This is a genomic window from Streptomyces sp. NBC_01465, from assembly GCF_036227325.1.
Taxonomy (GTDB): Bacteria; Actinomycetota; Actinomycetes; order Streptomycetales; family Streptomycetaceae; genus Streptomyces.
The window spans coordinates 3,550,190-3,564,863 of sequence record NZ_CP109467.1; the positions used below are offsets into that span (position 1 = coordinate 3,550,190).

Here is a 14,674-nt window from a genome sequence, read left to right on the forward strand (position 1 = left end):
TTCGTCCCAGCGTCACCGACGCACTGGCGATCTGCGTGCTGATCGTGACAACCGTGATCGTTGCCACGTTGATCTGCCAGAACTGAACGCCCAACCACCGCAATCCACACGGGGAGTACCACCCATCATGCGCCTCATCCGTACCGCCGCCCTCACCGCCACCGCCCTGCTCGCCTCGATCGCACTGACCGCCTGCGGAAGCTCGTCGGACGACGCGACGGCGGCAAAGGTCTCCGACACCGCGTCCGTACCCACGTCCACGGACAACAAGGCGACGGACGCTGCGGCCAAGAAGCAGCCGACGTCGAAGCCGACGAACGAGAGCGCGGACACAACGCCCACCGCAAAGCCGGCGGACAACAAGAAGTCCACCGGGACCCAGCAGCCGACTGCCTGCACCACCACCTCGATCAAGCTGACGGCGTCCCCTATCACCCGCCCGATCAACCACGTCCTGCTGACCGCCACCAACACGGGCAGCAAGACGTGCTACCTCTACTACGCCCCGGCGATCGCCTTCTCCGACGACGCCCAGTCCCCGCTCCAGGTCGACAAGGACACACAGCCCCAGGCCGTGGTGACGCTCTCCCCGGGCCAGTCGGGCTACGCGATGATCCGCACGGCGGGCGAGGACAACGGCGACAAGCCGTACTCCACAACTCAGATCCGCGTGAACTTCCAGAACCGCAACGACAACGGCTCGGTGGGCGCGGCGGCCTACGCCCACCTCGCCAAGCCGCTCTCGGTGGTCGACTCCCAGTCGGCGGTCACGTACTGGCAGTCGGACGTGGACGCGATCAGCGCCTGGTAACCAACCCGGACCGTGCCCCGGCGCTCCTCCCCAGGAGCCCGGGGCGCACGGCATGTATGTGATGCATCCTGATGACATACAGAACCAATAGAGGTGGTGTGCAGCAGATGTCCGTGACGCAGATCGATCTCGACGACGAAGCGCTGGCCGACGCGATGCGCCTCCTGGGCACCAAGACGAAGAAGGACACGGTCAACACCGCACTGCGCGATGTCGTGGCCGGACTCAAGGCCCTCGAAGCCTTCGACGCCTGGTACAAGTCCTCGTACAGCAGCCCCAACGGCGGCGATTGCGTAGAGGTAGCCACCTGCCCCCACACGGTCCACATCCGCGACTCAAAGCTCCAGTCGAGCCCGACCCTCACGGTCCCCCCAGCCGCCTGGTCCGCCTTCGCCAACTGGGCCTCCTGACCACATGGAGATCGAGGTCCGGTCGTTCCCAGAACCCCGGACGGCAGAAGTCCGTTGCGCACTGGGCGAGTTCACGGCCCAGTGGGGCGGACGCCCGACCGACACCCCGGGCGTCTACGTCATCGAGTGGACGATCGACGTCGAACTCACCTGGGGCCAGAACGCGACCGCGTCCCCCGCTCCGGGCCCGGTGATCCTCACCGAGCAGGACCACGTACTCCTACGAGGCCGCCTGCAGCCCAACAACGACGGAACGGCCTACCTGAACCTGGGCGACACCTCGGTGCACCTCGACGTAACCGAGCCACTGCCCCACCCGGCGCTCACCGGCTGGACCGACTTCAGGCTCAAGCCCACCGAGATCGAGCTCTACCCGTACAGCACCTGACCGGCTCACATCCGGTTGCGCAGCAGCCCCACGGACCCCACATAGGCAACGCCCCCGAGCGCAACCAGCCAGAAGAACGGCGATCCGCTGCCCCCGCCGGCCAGTTCGCCCACCAGGCCACCAAAGTTGGCCAGGGTCAGCACGGCGCCCGTAACCGCCCAGGCCGACTTCCCCATCGAGGCGAAGCGCTCATCGGGGTCCTCGGTGAGTCCCTGATAGGTCTCGCTACGCCGCCCCATCAGCACCAGCGCGAAGCTGCAGAGCGCCATGACCCCAAAGACGACCAGCCCCACTCCCAGCCGCCCGCCCACAACCGCGGCCACGAGACTCACGGCGCCAACTCCGAGGAAGAACAGCGGAATCGACCGGCGACTCACGGCGCGCTCAGTCCTCATCGACATGGAACATCTCCTCAACGTTGACCCCGAAAAACTTCCCAAGGGCCAAGGCGAGCGGAAGGGACGGCGTGTACCGCTCGGTCTCAATCGCATTGACGGTCTGACGCGAGACCCCCAGCACAGCACCCAACTGCCCCTGAGAGAGCCCCTGCGCGGACCGCAGCTCTCTGACCCTGTTCCTCATATGTAAAGCGTGCTTGACACCCCACACGATGTCAAGCGAGCTTTACAGGCACCCCGTTTCCCCTGGCCGGGGGCTTCGTGTGGTGGGTCTCCCTGTCAACCGACGCCGCGAGTGTGCGCGCCTCCAGGGCCGGCGTCAAGGGCGCTCCCTGCGGTCGCGTCGGCTGCGCCGATTCCGCTGCGCTCCACCATTGACCCCGCCCCTTCCGGCGCTGGGGTTGGCGGCTATCGGTCGGCAGGGAGGCCTGGCCACAGTGGGGAGGGGACCTGGGGTGGGGCCGGCCCGGACCGGAAACGGCGGGGGCCGGGGCGGGCCCGGGGCTGCGGGCGGCGGACCGGTGCCTGGGTGCGGGCTGCGCCCGCAACGGCACCCCGGCCGGGATGCGGTCCGGGGCGGGGTGGGTGCGGGGCGGCCGGTTCGCGCACCCTTTGCATGGGGCTGCCGGTCTGGGTTCGGCGTCAACCACTGTTCGTTCGGCTGGACTTCATTCCCCGCTGGTCACCGCCCGGTGGGGGATGGGCCGGGGGGCGAGGGGCTCGACGGGTGTGCGGGGTGTGCCCCGGGTGGTGTGGCGCGGGTGTTCGGCCTCGCCGAACACCCGCGCCACAGAACCCCCGGTCGTGTCCCGCCGAGTGGTGTAGTCAGTCGAGCTTGTTGGGTTCCGGTTGTGTGGGGATCTTTCGTTGCGGTGTGGGCTTGTCGGTGAAGAGTTCGGCCATGGAGCCTTCGGAGAGGTAGCGGCGGTCGAAGACCTGCCACTCGTCGTGGAGTTCGGCCAGGACCGCGGCGGCGAGGCGGTCGAGGGCGGCGGGGTTGGGGAAGACTTGGACGACATCGGTCCTGCGTTTGATCTCTCGGTTCAGCCGCTCCAGCGGGTTCGTGGACCAGATCTTCTTCCAGTGCGCGGGCGGGAAGTCCGCGAACGCGGTGATGTCCGGTGCGGCTTCCAGCAACATGGCCTTGACCTTGGGAAACTGGCGTCCGAGCATGTCGGCCACCACGTTGAGCTGGGCGCGGACGGTCTCGGCGGTCGTCTGCGCGAAGATGGTACGGATCGTTGCCGCGACCATCTCCCCGGAGCCCTTCTCGATCACCGAGAAGACGTCGCGCACGAAGTGGACGCGGCACCTTTGCCAGGCCGATCCGAGGAACACGGTGCGGATCGCGGCCACCAGACCGCTGTGCGAATCGGAAATCACCAGCTGGACGTTGTCCAGGCCGCGGGAGCGCAGGCTGCGAAGGAACGTGGTCCAGAACGGCTTTGACTCGCTGTCGCCGACCATCAGTCCAAGGACCTCGCGGTGCCCGCTCGCCGAGATCCCGGTCGCGATGACCACCGCCTGCGAGACGATCCGGTGGTTCACCCGCGCCTTGCAGTACGTCGCGTCCAGGAAGACGTAGGGGAAGACCGTGTGGTCCAGAGGCCGTTCCTTGAACGCGGTGAGTTCCGCGTCGAGTTCGCCGCAGATCCGCGACACCTCGGACTTCGAGATCCCGCTGTCCGCACCGAGTGCTTTGACCAGGTCATCGACCGACCGGGTGGACACACCGTGCACGTATGCCTCCATCACCACGGCGAACAGAGCCCTGTCGATACGCCGTCGGCGTTCCAGCAACGAGGGGAAGAACGACCCGCTCCGCACCTTGGGAATCTTCAGGTCCAAGTCGCCGGCCTGCGAGGTCAGCAGCCGGTCGCGATGGCCATTGCGCCAGGCCACACGGTCGCTCGAGTGCTCACCGGGGGCAGCCCCGATGGCTTCGGTCGCTTCGGCTTCGATGAGTTCTTGCAGGATCCGCTCGCACAACACCCTGATCGACTCGATTCCATCGGCCGTACGTAGTGACTCCAGTAGCCGCATCAGGTCAGACTGGGACAAGGCCATCGCGTCCTCCTCGGTTGAACTGGCCGTTCACCAGGGAGACTTACGCGATGGCCTGCCCCTTGGTCAGGGAGCAGTCACCAGCAACGGGCGCACGCCCCGGGCAGACACCCGCGCATTCCGAAACGGGGACCGGCTACACCACTCAGTGGGACGCCATCGAACCCCCTAGCGCGCCCCCGTTCGCCCCGCTTGGATGGCGCGGCCGCCACTGCGAGGTGCGGAGGTCCGGCCCCACCGGACCTCCGCACCTCGCAGCGGCCCGAGCCGCCGCCCGCCACCCCTCACGCACCCCATTTGCCCCACTATGCGCTACCCGGCTCGCGCCCTGGGGAGCCAAACATCACCCCCGGCGCGCATTTGCTCCCCGCACCCTCCTGTCGGGTCCCCGATTTCCCGTTGTGGCCGGAAACGGACACCAGGCGGCCCCATGTGTCCGCTGTGCCTGTCCGTTTCCGACCGTAACCCGGGGTAACAGCCCCCGACCCCACCACCCACCGGACGGCGACCAGCGGGGCATGAACACCCGCCAACCGACGGCCCATTCGCCGCCGAGACCAGACCCGCAGCCCCATGCAAGTGGTGCGACATCCACCCCACCCTGGGGAGCGGAGCTCCACCCCGGACGCTCTCACCCCAACCACCCCGCCGAAGTGCCCCGCAGACAAACCCCGTCACCCCAACCGGCCCGCACGAGCATCGCGGTCCACACGAAACCCCAACCACCACGCGGCAGCAACCAGACGGACTCGCCCCCAGGGCGAGGCCTACGACGCGCAGCGTCGTACATCCCGCGACACCAACAACCCGCCGGCCCGCACGACCGGCAACCGACCCCCGCCCCCCACCCGTTCGTCGTAGCCAGATTCAGTGCGCCCGGAGGGCGCGAGACGAAACTCGCAGACGGTCTCGCACCCGAAGCCCACCACCTACCCAGCCCGCTGCGCCATCACAACCAGCCCCGGACCAACGTGCTCGTCGGCAGGAATCCGCAGTTCGGCGACTACCCGCAACCCCGCCCCCTCCACCAGCTCCACGAGCGGTTCCGGCCGCCACCGGTACGTGGTCCACTCCACGGCCACACCCCCGTACGCCTCGGTCCGCAGCGCGTCCCCGTCGCCGACGTGCGTCGCGGTGATGAAGTACCCGCCCGGCTTGAGGGCCCGGGCGAACTGCCCGAGCACCTGTGGAAGGACGTCACGCGGGAGGTTGAACAGCGACCACCACCCCATCACGCCGCCAAGAGACTCCTCGGCGAGATCGAGCTCCGTGGACGAGCCGACGCTGAAGCGGCACTCAGGGTGCAGCCGGCGGGCGTTCTCGATCATGCGCGGGGAGAGATCGACCCCGGACACATCAAGGCCCCGCTCGGCGAGGTAAGCCGTAACAGTCCCGGGCCCGCAGCCGGCGTCGAGGACAGGACCGAGCCCGCCCACGCTCTCCGCGAAGGCGTCGATCGACGCCTTGAGCCAGGGATGCTTACGGATGTCGCCGATACCCGTATTCACCACCATGTCTGCGTAGTTGTCGGCCACGCGGTCGTACGACTCACGGACCGCGTCGAGGTCGGCTGGGCGATCAATCCGGTGTGCGCGCATCGGCCAAAGGTAGACGCGACCACTGACAACCGGGCCCGCCTCACCCGCTCCCGAGCGAGCCCAGATACCCATCGATCATCGCGGTCTGTACGTCACCAGGAAAGCGACCAGGATCGAAGAGCGCCTGCACAACCAGCCCATGCGTGAACGCCACAGCAGCCGCGGCAAGTTGATCCACCTCCGCAGCCGAGTCCGCCAACTGCCCCAGCCGCCCCGCAGCCTCGAAGTGCGGCCGGATCGCCCCCCGCAACCGCTCATAACGCCCGGCCTGCTCAGCAGCCAACTCCTCATCAGCCAGAGCAAGATCCCACGAGCTGACCCAGATCCGGTTGCGAGCGGTGTCGTCCGGAGTCAGCGGCAGGATGTCGAGCAGCATCGCGCGCACCGCCGGAAGCCCCTCGGCGGGCCGCGCACGCCGGGGCCGTTCCGCCGTACGTACCTCCAGCAGGTCCAGCGCGTGCGCGATCAGCGCCCGCTTGGTCGGGAAGTAGTGCATGAGCATCCCCGTCGAGACACCCATCTCGGCCGCGACGGCGCGCAGCGTCAGCCCACCGAACCCCTTCTCGGCGAGAACACTCCACACCGCCTCGGACACGTCCTTGCGGCGGGCTTCACGGTCTCCGGGTGCGGGTGGCGGCATGCTGTTATCTTACGTACCGAACACTCGTTACGTACGCACGCACGCACCAGTGAACCGAGGCATCCGTGTTCATACTCCCGCTCCGCGAAAACGCCCAACTCCGCCCCCTGGAGCCCGCGCACGCGCAAGAGTTCCTCGACCACATCGACCGCGCCCGCCCGAACGTCGACCCCTGGATCCCCTGGGCGACCTTCAGCCCCGACCTCGAATCCGCCACCGCCACCCTCCAGCGCTACGCCGACCGGCAGGCCGCGGACACCGGCCGGATCTACGGGATCTGGCTGGACGGCACCCTGGTCGGCGGCGTGATGTTCCCGCACTTCGACGCCGCCTCGGGCACCTGCGAGATCGGCTGCTGGACCGAGGAGGCCGGACAGGGGCTGGGCCTGGTGAAGCAGGCGAGCCAGGCATTGATCGACTGGGCCTTCGTCGAGCGCGGGATGAGCCGCGTCGAGTGGCACGCCTCCTCGCGCAACACCCGGAGCATCGAGGCGGCCCGGCGGCTCGGGATGACGCGGGACGGCGTGCTGCGCAGTTCCACCATGTACCGGGGCGAACGGCTCGACATCGAGATCTGGTCAGTCCTCTCCGACGAGTGGCCGGCCACATCCAACACCCCGGCATCCACCGACAAGTCCGAACTCGACCGCCTGATGACCGCCTTCCTCGGCGCATTCGACAACACCGGCGGATCCGAGCCCCAAGTCGACGTGATCCGCGAGGTGTTCATCCCGCAGGGCATGATCATCAGCAACCCGAAGACGGGCCCCGTGGTCTACGACCTCGACGCGTTCATCAATCCCCGCCAGAAGATGCTCACCGACGGATCGCTGACGGAGTTCTCCGAATGGGAGGTCTCCGAACACACGGAAATCTTCGAGTCGATCGCGCACCGCACCAGCGAGTACCGCAAGTCCGGCGTCCAGAACGGCGAGCGGTTCGAGGGCACGGGCCGCAAGACGACCCAGTTCGTACGGACTCCCTCCGGCTGGCGGATGGCCTCCCTGACCTGGGAAGACGACTAGGCCTTACAACAACCCCTCCCGCTGTAGGATCCCCGCCACATCACCTTGGGGGGAATCATGGAAGACACCACAGCGCGCACACCCGACCCATCCGCGAGACGGCGACCGAATCCCTGGATGATCGTCAGTTTCGTACTGGCCGCGGTCGTTCTCGCCGCCGGAGGGTTCCTCGCCGGCCGGGCCTCCGCGCCCGATGGAGACGCCAAAGCCGTGGAGGACTGCTCCAAGCTTCAGCGGCTCGCCTCGGACAAGCATCGGGAGGCGGAGGCTCTCTCCAGCCTCGAGGACCAGCAGGACGAATGGCTCGACGGCATCCGCACGTACGGCTACCTCGTCAAGCAGAACCCCGACTGCTTCCCTGCCGAAGATCGCGCGAAAGCCCAGGCCACCCTGGACCGGTACAAGAACCTGAACTCCGGGTGACCGCGATATCCCCTGGCGCCCGCCCCCACACCCCTGGCAGGATCCCGCCCATGACCTACCGAATCGAGTCCCACCCCGCCCGTTGAGCGCCCCGGAAGAGCGCAGCCCGCTCACTCCCCGGCCCTCCCTGTACGAGCACGCCCTGCGCCTCCTCCAGGAGGAGCCCAACGGCGGCCGCCCGCAGCGCGGTTACCCGCTCCCGGAGAAGCCCGCGTCCCGCCCGGACCTGCGCTGGCCCGAGGCCAAAGCAGCCGTGCAGGAGATCGTCGGCCCCCTCCTGACGAGCCCGGACCTGGACCCGGACCCGGCCCGAGCCGCCGACGAACTCCACCGCCGCCTCGACCCGTTGGGCGTGCAGGCCCGCTCCGTACGCAACGTCGTCGTCGCACTTCCGCTGAGCGACGAGGTGGCGGCCCGCGCCCTCGCCCGCCACCTCACCCGTACCGGCACCAGCGCACCCGCCGTCGCCGTCGGCCTCGCTCTCCTCGACCGGCTCGGCGGGCCCGAGGACATCCCGTACCTGGACACCCTCAGCCGCTTCCGCGACCTCACCCGCCCGGCCCTTCAGGCGCTCAGCGCCGTGGACCGTCCCGCAGCCGGCCTGGCCTGGCTGCGCCAGTACACCCGCACCGAAAGCCTGCGCCCCCTGATCGACGCCCTCACCGCGCGCGACGCCCCGGCCATCCGCGACTGGCTGCTCGCCCACCCCCTCGACCCTCGCACCGTAGGCCCCGAGCCCGCCTGCCGTATCGCCGAAGCCGTCCGCCTCACCGATCTCCTCCGCGCGGAGCCGGTCGACCCCCGCCTCCTCTCCCAGGCGGTCCGCCTCCTCGCCCGGATGACGAGCCCGCACGACTACCGGGTGAAGATCCTCGACTACACCGACGCCGTCACCGCCTACACGACCGTCGTCGCCCACCTCTCCCAACTCCCGCCGTCACTCGACGACTTCGCCAACCTCCTCTCCCTCGCCGTCGACCTGCACAGCGGCCCCAGCACCCTCCTCGACTGGGAACCCGGCCGACGCGAGGCCCTCCTGGACACCCTGAACTCCGTACCGAGCACCCCGGCATGGTCGGCCGTCGCCGAGGCCGTTCCCGCCGACCCGGCCGACTCCGCCACCCTCCGCCGACAGCACTGGATCCGTCGGACAGCCCATCAACCGCTCCGCTCCCCCACCCCCGGCGGCCCCACCCTCCGCATCGAGGTGGCCGTGAGCGACCCGATCGACCCCAGCGCCGTCGAAACCCGCATTCTCATCGACGGCCGCCCCCTGGTCGCGGAGTTCTTCGGGCTGGGTCCCGCCGGCTCCCCCGAGCGCCTGCTCGACAACGGCTCCCTGCGCGCCACGGCCGAGCCCCACGAGGTCCAACTCGCCGAGGCCTACTGCACGGAGGGCTGCTGCGGCGCGCTGTACGTCACGATCCGCCGCGACGGCGACGACGTCGTCTGGAGCGACTGGCGCCTCTCGAACACTCCCGCCTCCCGGCACCGCACACCCCCCACCCACCGCTTCGACGCGACGGCGTACGACACCGAGATCACCCGCGCCGAGCGAGACGACTCCTGGTCCTGGCCGGCCCGCACCACCGCCCGTCTGATCTCCGCGGGCCTGCGCGCACGCCCTGACCTACTGACCAGGTGGGACGCCCAACGCGGCTGGACCGGAACGGACTTCGCAGATCCGGACTCGGTCGCGGTGTCCTTCACGTACTGGCCGGGCCTTTCCGCCGACCAGAAGGACAAGGACGGCCCCTGGCTCCAGTTCGTCTGGACGGTTCCCGACGACGACACCCCGCCCGAGACCCGCGCCGCAGCCGCACTGGACCGCCTCGCCACCACGGACCCGAAGACGTACGCGGACGTCCGGGGCGGCAGCCGCGAGTACGCCGCGGCTCTCGGCTACCCCTGGCCCGAGAGGTAGGCGGCGCCGTCCGCCCACTCCGGCGTCCACAACCCCGCCTCGCCCGCACCCGTCCGCCCCGCGCCCAGATCCTCCCGCAGCGCCGCGAGCCCCGGGTGCGGATTCCCCCCGCGCCACACCAGCGAGTGCGGATAGACCGGCATCGGATCCCGTACGGCAATGCGCCGCAGCCCCTGCTCGACCGGCCAGACCAGCCGCGTCCGCTCCCCCACGAACGTCGCCAGCGCCCCGGAGGCCGCCAGCGTGTCCAGCAGGGGCTCGGTCCCGAAGTCCGGGCCCGTGATCTCGATGGTGAGCCCGAACTCGGCGGCCAGGGCGTCGTAGTACGCGGCCCACTCCGTCCCCGCCACGATCCCCGGCATCCAGATCCGGTGTCCGACCAGTTCCGCCGGCGTGACCGACCCCGCGTCGGCCAGCGCATGCGCCGGCCCCGCGAGCAGCTCGATGGGCTCGTCGAAGGCCCGTACCGCCTCGATCCCCTCCGGCAGCTCCCGCCCCGGCATCGTCACCGCCCGGAACGACGCGTCGATCGTCCCGGCCCGGATCGCCTCCACGGCGGCATCCGCGTCGAAGAGCGTCACGACGTCGAGCTCGACCTCCGGGTGCGCCCGGTGAAAGTCCCCCAGCCGCGCGGCCGGACCGAGTCGCCGCCCGATCACATCCACCCGCAGCGCACGACGCCCGGGCCGTACGGAAGCCATCGCCCGCTCCGCCGCCCGCAGGAGATCACGAGCGTGGGGCAGAAACGCCTGCCCGTCCACGGTGAGCTTCGCGCCCCGCGCGGTACGCGTGAACAGGCTCACGCCCAGAACCTTCTCCAGCGTCGCGACGCGCTTGGAGACGGCCTGCTGACTGACCCCCAGTTCGGCGGCGGCGTCCTGGAACCGCCCCGTTTCCGCAGCGGTCACGAAGGTGCGTACAGCATTGAGATCCACGCCCTCCACGCTAGAGCCTCACGCGGATCTAGAGGCGGCAGCTGATCTCCATGCCGTCCTCCACGGGGAACGTGACGCTCTGGTAGCCGTTCGACGGGTCGCGGACGTAGTCGAGGTAGGGCGCGAGGTCCTCCAGGTCGACGTCGTCGGCGACGACGAGGGTGCCGGGCGCGAGGCGCGGTTCGAGGAGTCGCAGGACGGGCAGACACAGGTCCTTCCAGCCGTCGAGGAGGACGAAGTCCGCGGAGCCGGCGACGGCGGCGAGCGTGTCGCGGGCGTCTCCTTCGAGCACGGTGATCACGTCGTCGAGCCCCGTCTCGGCGAATGTCCGGCGGGCCGCCGTGGCCTTGGCGGCGCTCAGTTCCGTGCTGATCACCCGCCCTGTTCCGTTGTCGCGCACCGCGGCGGCGAGATGGAGGGTGGAGATGCCGAAGGACGTGCCGAACTCGACGACGGTGGCGGGGCGGACGGCCCGGATCAGGTTGTAGAGGAGGCGGCCGCCCTGGGCCGAGATCGGCATGTACACCTCCGCTTTGGCATCGGCCTGCTCCTGCGGGCCGAGGGGCGCGGAGCCCTCGGGCAGTGCCGCCCGGATCCGCCTGCTGGTCTCCTCGTCCTGCTCGGCGTGCCGGAACATCCGGGCGAGGGCGGCGGCGACGCGGGGGTCTTCGAGGGTGTTCACGGGAGTACCGGTGGTTGTCATAAATCTAGACTAGACGCACCGTTGCGTTGCGTCTAGAGATTCTGGCCTACCCTGATCCCGGGAGGCAGACATGGAGCGAGGAAGTACGGCCGCTGCTACGGCGGCCGGGCAGGAACCGGCGGCGGCGCGCCATCGCGGCAACAGGCACGGCCGCAGCGAACAGGCCCGCCAAGCAGTGCTCGAGGCGGCCGACGACCTCCTGGTCGAGAAGGGCTTCACCGGAGTCACCATCGAAGGCATCGCCGCCCGGGCGGGCGTCGCCAAGCAGACCGTCTACCGCTGGTGGAAGACCAAGACCGACGTCCTCCTGGACGCCTTCCTCCAGGACGCGGCCGAAGCCCTGACCCCGCCGGACCACGGCGACCTGGCCCAGGACCTCCGCGCCCACCTGCACCAACTGGCCCTGTTCCTCACCCGGTCCGACGCGGGCGCCGTCTTCAAGGCCCTCATCGGGCACGCCCAGCACGATCCCGCGTTCGCCGCCGCCCTGCGGTCCGGATACCTCGACGAGCAGCGCCGACGCGACCTCGCCCCCCTGGAACGCGCGGTGGAACGCGGCGAGCTCGCCGCCGGACTCGACATGGCGGCGGAGATCGACCAACTCGTGGGACCGGTCTACCACCGCGTCCTGGTGACGGCGGAACCCGTCGACCGGGCTTTCACCGACCGCCTCGTCGAGGCGTTCCTGCAGCGCACGGACCAAGGGAACAGATGACTCTGAAAGCAGGCCGGCGCACCCCGCACAACCCATCGTTGTGCGGACCTGACGTGTCGGTTGTTTGATCCGGCCGCCCCCTCCCCGCTTTGATGCCTCAGGTCGGGACGGGACGGGCGAGAGGTGCGGTGGGAAAGTGGCAGGTGGGTGGGGGCAGCGGCGCGCCCTGGGGCGGCGCTTCCGCTGGCTGTGGGGGGCCTTCGCGGTCAGTTCGTACGGCACCGCGCTCGGCTTCGGCGCCTTCCCCCTGATCGCCATCCTCGTCCTGCACTCGGGGCCGACCCAGGTGGCAGCTCTGGCGGCCGCCGGTCGGGCCGTGGGGGCCGTCGTCGCGGTGCCGCTCGGACCGTGGGTGGAGTTCCGCCGCAAGCGGCCCGTCATGATCGCAACGGACCTGATCCGCTTCGCCGCGATGATGAGCATCCCCGTCGCCTTCGCGCTCGGCATCCTCACCTTCACGCAACTCCTCCTCGTCTCGATCCTCGTCGCCGCGGCCAACATCGCCTTCAGATCGGCGAGCGGCGCGTACCTCAAGACCCTCCTCCCCCCGGAGGACCTGCTCGTCGCCAACAGCCGCTTCGAATCGACGACTTGGACCTCGACGGTCGTAGGACCCCCGCTCGGCGGAGCCGCGATGGCGCTCTTCGGCCCGGTGACGACCGTGATCGCCGACGCGGTCAGCTATCTCCTCTCCGCGCTCGGCATCCGCGCGATCGGCGGCAGCGAGCCGCACCCCGAGCGCCCGAAGACGCCCCGGCTGCGCGCGAGCGACCTGCTGGACGGCTGGCGCTTCATCCTCGCGGACCGCACCCAGCGCGCCCTCTTCCTCAACACCCTCTCCGTGAGCGGCCTGATCATGGCGACGGAGCCCCTGCTCGCCGTGCTCCTCCTGGGCCACCTCGGCTACGCACCCTGGCAGTACGGACTCGTCTTCGCGGCCCCCTGCATCGGCGGCCTCCTCGGCTCCCGCATCGCGCGGCCGCTGGTGGAGCGGTTCGGGCAGCACCGGGTGCTCATCACCTCCGGTGTGCTGCGGGCGTGCTGGCCCCTGGGGCTGGCGTTCGTGCCGTCGGGGGTACTGGGGATGGTGCTGATCGGGGTCCTGCAGTTCGGCCTGGTGACGTGCATCGGGGTGTTCAACCCCCTGCAGGCCACCCACCGCCTGCAGCACACCGCCCCCGACCGCGTGGCCCGCACGCTCTCCGCCTGGTCGATCAGCACGAGCGCCTCGATCGCGGCGCTGACAGCGCTGTGGGGCGTACTGGCCGCGATGACGACCCCGCGCTTCGCGATCGGGGCGGCGGGTGCCCTGCTCCTCGCGACCCCGCTGCTGCTGCCGCGCCGCGCAAAGGAGTCCCCCACCGTCGTGGCGCCCCGCGAGGATGCGGCGGAAGCGGCCACAGGGGGCAGCACCCGCTAGGTGAGCGTGATCTTCACCTGGTGGTTGTGCTCGACCCCCGGCGGGAGGGCCTCGCAGGTGGCGGCCCAGGCGGACCGCGCTCTGGCAGCGACCATGGCCCCGTCATCGGGCACGGAGTACTCGCTCATCCAGTGACCGCCTCCGCGATCTGCCGCGCAGCCTGAGCCGGCGTGATGTGCGTCGTGTCGACGACCTCCGCCTCCTCGTGCAGCCAGGTGCGGGCCGCCTCCGCGTACGGCTCCAGGTATTCGAGGCGGAACCCCCAGGTGCCCTCGGGACTGTCCCCCTCGATGCGCCCCCGCAGGGTCTCCTGATCCGCGTGGAGCACGAAGTGCCGTACGGGGATGCCGTACTTGGCCAGCCCCGCGCTGATCTCGCGCCAGTACTCCTCGACCAGGACCGTCATCGGCATCACCAGCGTGCCGCCCGTGTACTCCAGTACGTGACGCGCGGTCTCGACCACCAGCGGCCGCCACGGCGGCCAGTGCTGGAAGTTGTTCGTCGCGGGGAGCCCCGGCTTGATGTCCATCAGCGTCTCGCCGACCTTCTCGGCGTCGAACACCAGCGAATCCGGGATCAGTTCCTGCACCAGCGCACTGGTCGTCGTCTTGCCCGCCCCATGGGTTCCGTTCAGCCATACGATCATGCGTCCCGACGCTAGCCCGGCCCGGTTCGCGGTCCCGTGCCGACCACGTCACAGAACCGGAACAGCCCTCACCCCTACCTCCCCTCACCCGAGAACCAGCTCGCCGCGTCCAGCCGGAAGAAGTCCCCCGGCACGGCCTCCCGCAGCGCCCCCTCCACTTCCGCCAGCCGCCCCACGCCCAGCTTCCGCGCCCACTCCGCGTGCAGCCGGTCGAAGATCACCGCCGACCTCACCAGCACGTCGATCCCGCGCCCGGTCAGCCGCACCACCTTCCGGCGCCCGTCGGCGGGGTCGTCGGTCCGCTCCACATACCCGAGCGCCTCCAGCCGGTCCACGGTCTTGCCCGCGGCCTGCTTCGACACCCCGAGCCGCCGCCCCATCTCGCTCGCCGTGGCCCCGCCGATCCCGACCGCCTGCAGCGCGAACCCGTACGCGGGCCGGACACCCGCGTGCCCCTCCCGGGCCAGCTCCGCGTGCAACTCGTCGAGCAGCGACCGGAATCCGGCGAACAGCAACAGCGGCAGCTCGAAGCCGCGCCCGTCCGCTCCCGCGCCCTCAGCCATTGCAGAACTCG

Annotated in this window: 18 protein-coding genes; 8 read left to right on the forward strand and 10 right to left on the reverse strand. The window is 69.9% G+C overall.

Annotated elements, in window-relative coordinates:
• Positions 1-127 precede the first annotated feature (127 nt).
• The 3 genes from OG707_RS16720 (at position 128) to OG707_RS16730 (ending at position 1,609) form a co-directional block, all read left to right on the forward strand.
• Positions 128-811 (forward strand): DUF4232 domain-containing protein, encoded by a 684-nt coding sequence (locus tag OG707_RS16720; RefSeq protein WP_329118975.1) that lies wholly within the window; start codon positions 128-130, stop codon positions 809-811.
• Positions 812-918: 107 nt separating this feature from the next.
• Entirely contained in the window at positions 919-1,221 is a 303-nt protein-coding gene (locus OG707_RS16725) for a DUF397 domain-containing protein (RefSeq protein ID WP_329118977.1), read from the forward strand.
• Positions 1,222-1,225: 4 nt separating this feature from the next.
• Complete coding sequence (locus tag OG707_RS16730; RefSeq protein WP_329118978.1) at positions 1,226-1,609, forward strand: hypothetical protein; 384 nt, start codon at positions 1,226-1,228, stop codon at positions 1,607-1,609.
• A 5-nt stretch (positions 1,610-1,614) separates the two neighbouring features.
• Here the strand turns inward: OG707_RS16730 and OG707_RS16735 are convergent, their stop codons facing one another.
• The 5 genes from OG707_RS16735 to OG707_RS16755 form a co-directional block, all read right to left on the reverse strand.
• Positions 1,615-2,010 (reverse strand): hypothetical protein, encoded by a 396-nt coding sequence (locus tag OG707_RS16735; protein WP_329118980.1) that lies wholly within the window; start codon positions 2,008-2,010, stop codon positions 1,615-1,617.
• The gene (locus OG707_RS16740) at positions 1,994-2,191 is read right to left on the reverse strand and encodes a helix-turn-helix transcriptional regulator (RefSeq protein ID WP_329118982.1); all 198 of its coding nucleotides are present in this window, start codon (positions 2,189-2,191) and stop codon (positions 1,994-1,996) included. Before OG707_RS16740 ends, OG707_RS16735 begins: the two co-directional genes overlap by 17 nt.
• Before the next feature lie 641 nt (positions 2,192-2,832).
• A complete protein-coding gene (locus tag OG707_RS16745) occupies positions 2,833-4,074 on the reverse strand; it encodes an IS256 family transposase (protein WP_329116362.1) in 1,242 nt (413 codons plus the stop codon).
• Positions 4,075-5,000: 926 nt separating this feature from the next.
• A complete protein-coding gene (locus OG707_RS16750) occupies positions 5,001-5,669 on the reverse strand; it encodes a class I SAM-dependent methyltransferase (RefSeq protein WP_329118984.1) in 669 nt (222 codons plus the stop codon).
• Positions 5,670-5,709: 40 nt separating this feature from the next.
• The gene (locus tag OG707_RS16755) at positions 5,710-6,309 is read right to left on the reverse strand and encodes a TetR/AcrR family transcriptional regulator (protein ID WP_329118986.1); all 600 of its coding nucleotides are present in this window, start codon (positions 6,307-6,309) and stop codon (positions 5,710-5,712) included.
• Between the two features lie 65 nt (positions 6,310-6,374).
• On the opposite strand from OG707_RS16755, the gene OG707_RS16760 reads away from it, so the two are divergent.
• From OG707_RS16760 to OG707_RS16770, 3 genes are all read left to right on the forward strand, one after another.
• Complete coding sequence (locus tag OG707_RS16760; protein ID WP_329118988.1) at positions 6,375-7,334, forward strand: GNAT family N-acetyltransferase; 960 nt, start codon at positions 6,375-6,377, stop codon at positions 7,332-7,334.
• A gap of 117 nt (positions 7,335-7,451) precedes the next feature.
• Positions 7,452-7,757 (forward strand): hypothetical protein, encoded by a 306-nt coding sequence (locus tag OG707_RS16765; RefSeq protein ID WP_329118990.1) that lies wholly within the window; start codon positions 7,452-7,454, stop codon positions 7,755-7,757.
• Positions 7,758-7,839: 82 nt separating this feature from the next.
• Entirely contained in the window at positions 7,840-9,681 is a 1,842-nt protein-coding gene (locus tag OG707_RS16770) for a hypothetical protein (RefSeq protein ID WP_329118992.1), read from the forward strand.
• Here OG707_RS16770 and OG707_RS16775 read toward each other — a convergent pair.
• Both OG707_RS16775 and OG707_RS16780 read right to left on the reverse strand, forming a co-directional pair.
• Complete coding sequence (locus tag OG707_RS16775) at positions 9,660-10,616, reverse strand: LysR family transcriptional regulator (RefSeq protein ID WP_329118994.1); 957 nt, start codon at positions 10,614-10,616, stop codon at positions 9,660-9,662. The genes OG707_RS16770 and OG707_RS16775 overlap by 22 nt on opposite strands.
• Before the next feature lie 28 nt (positions 10,617-10,644).
• Positions 10,645-11,319 carry an O-methyltransferase gene (locus tag OG707_RS16780; protein ID WP_329118996.1) on the reverse strand — a complete coding sequence of 225 codons (675 nt, stop codon included), beginning with the start codon at positions 11,317-11,319 and terminating at the stop codon, positions 10,645-10,647.
• 70 nt (positions 11,320-11,389) lie between these two features.
• On the opposite strand from OG707_RS16780, the gene OG707_RS16785 reads away from it, so the two are divergent.
• Together OG707_RS16785 and OG707_RS16790 are read left to right on the forward strand one after the other, a co-directional pair.
• On the forward strand, positions 11,390-12,034 hold the full coding sequence (locus OG707_RS16785) for a TetR/AcrR family transcriptional regulator (protein ID WP_329118999.1): 645 nt from the start codon (positions 11,390-11,392) through the stop codon (positions 12,032-12,034).
• Positions 12,035-12,170: 136 nt separating this feature from the next.
• A complete protein-coding gene (locus OG707_RS16790; RefSeq protein ID WP_329119001.1) occupies positions 12,171-13,454 on the forward strand; it encodes an MFS transporter in 1,284 nt (427 codons plus the stop codon).
• Here OG707_RS16790 and OG707_RS16795 read toward each other — a convergent pair.
• The 3 genes from OG707_RS16795 to OG707_RS16805 all read right to left on the reverse strand — a co-directional run bounded on the left by OG707_RS16795 (position 13,451) and on the right by OG707_RS16805 (position 14,663).
• On the reverse strand, positions 13,451-13,582 hold the full coding sequence (locus OG707_RS16795) for a hypothetical protein (protein WP_329119003.1): 132 nt from the start codon (positions 13,580-13,582) through the stop codon (positions 13,451-13,453). The genes OG707_RS16790 and OG707_RS16795 overlap by 4 nt on opposite strands.
• Positions 13,579-14,100, reverse strand: a complete 522-nt coding sequence (locus tag OG707_RS16800) for an AAA family ATPase (protein WP_329119005.1) — start codon at positions 14,098-14,100, stop codon at positions 13,579-13,581. Before OG707_RS16800 ends, OG707_RS16795 begins: the two co-directional genes overlap by 4 nt.
• A gap of 74 nt (positions 14,101-14,174) precedes the next feature.
• A complete protein-coding gene (locus OG707_RS16805; RefSeq protein WP_329119007.1) occupies positions 14,175-14,663 on the reverse strand; it encodes a MarR family winged helix-turn-helix transcriptional regulator in 489 nt (162 codons plus the stop codon).
• Positions 14,664-14,674 lie beyond the last annotated feature (11 nt).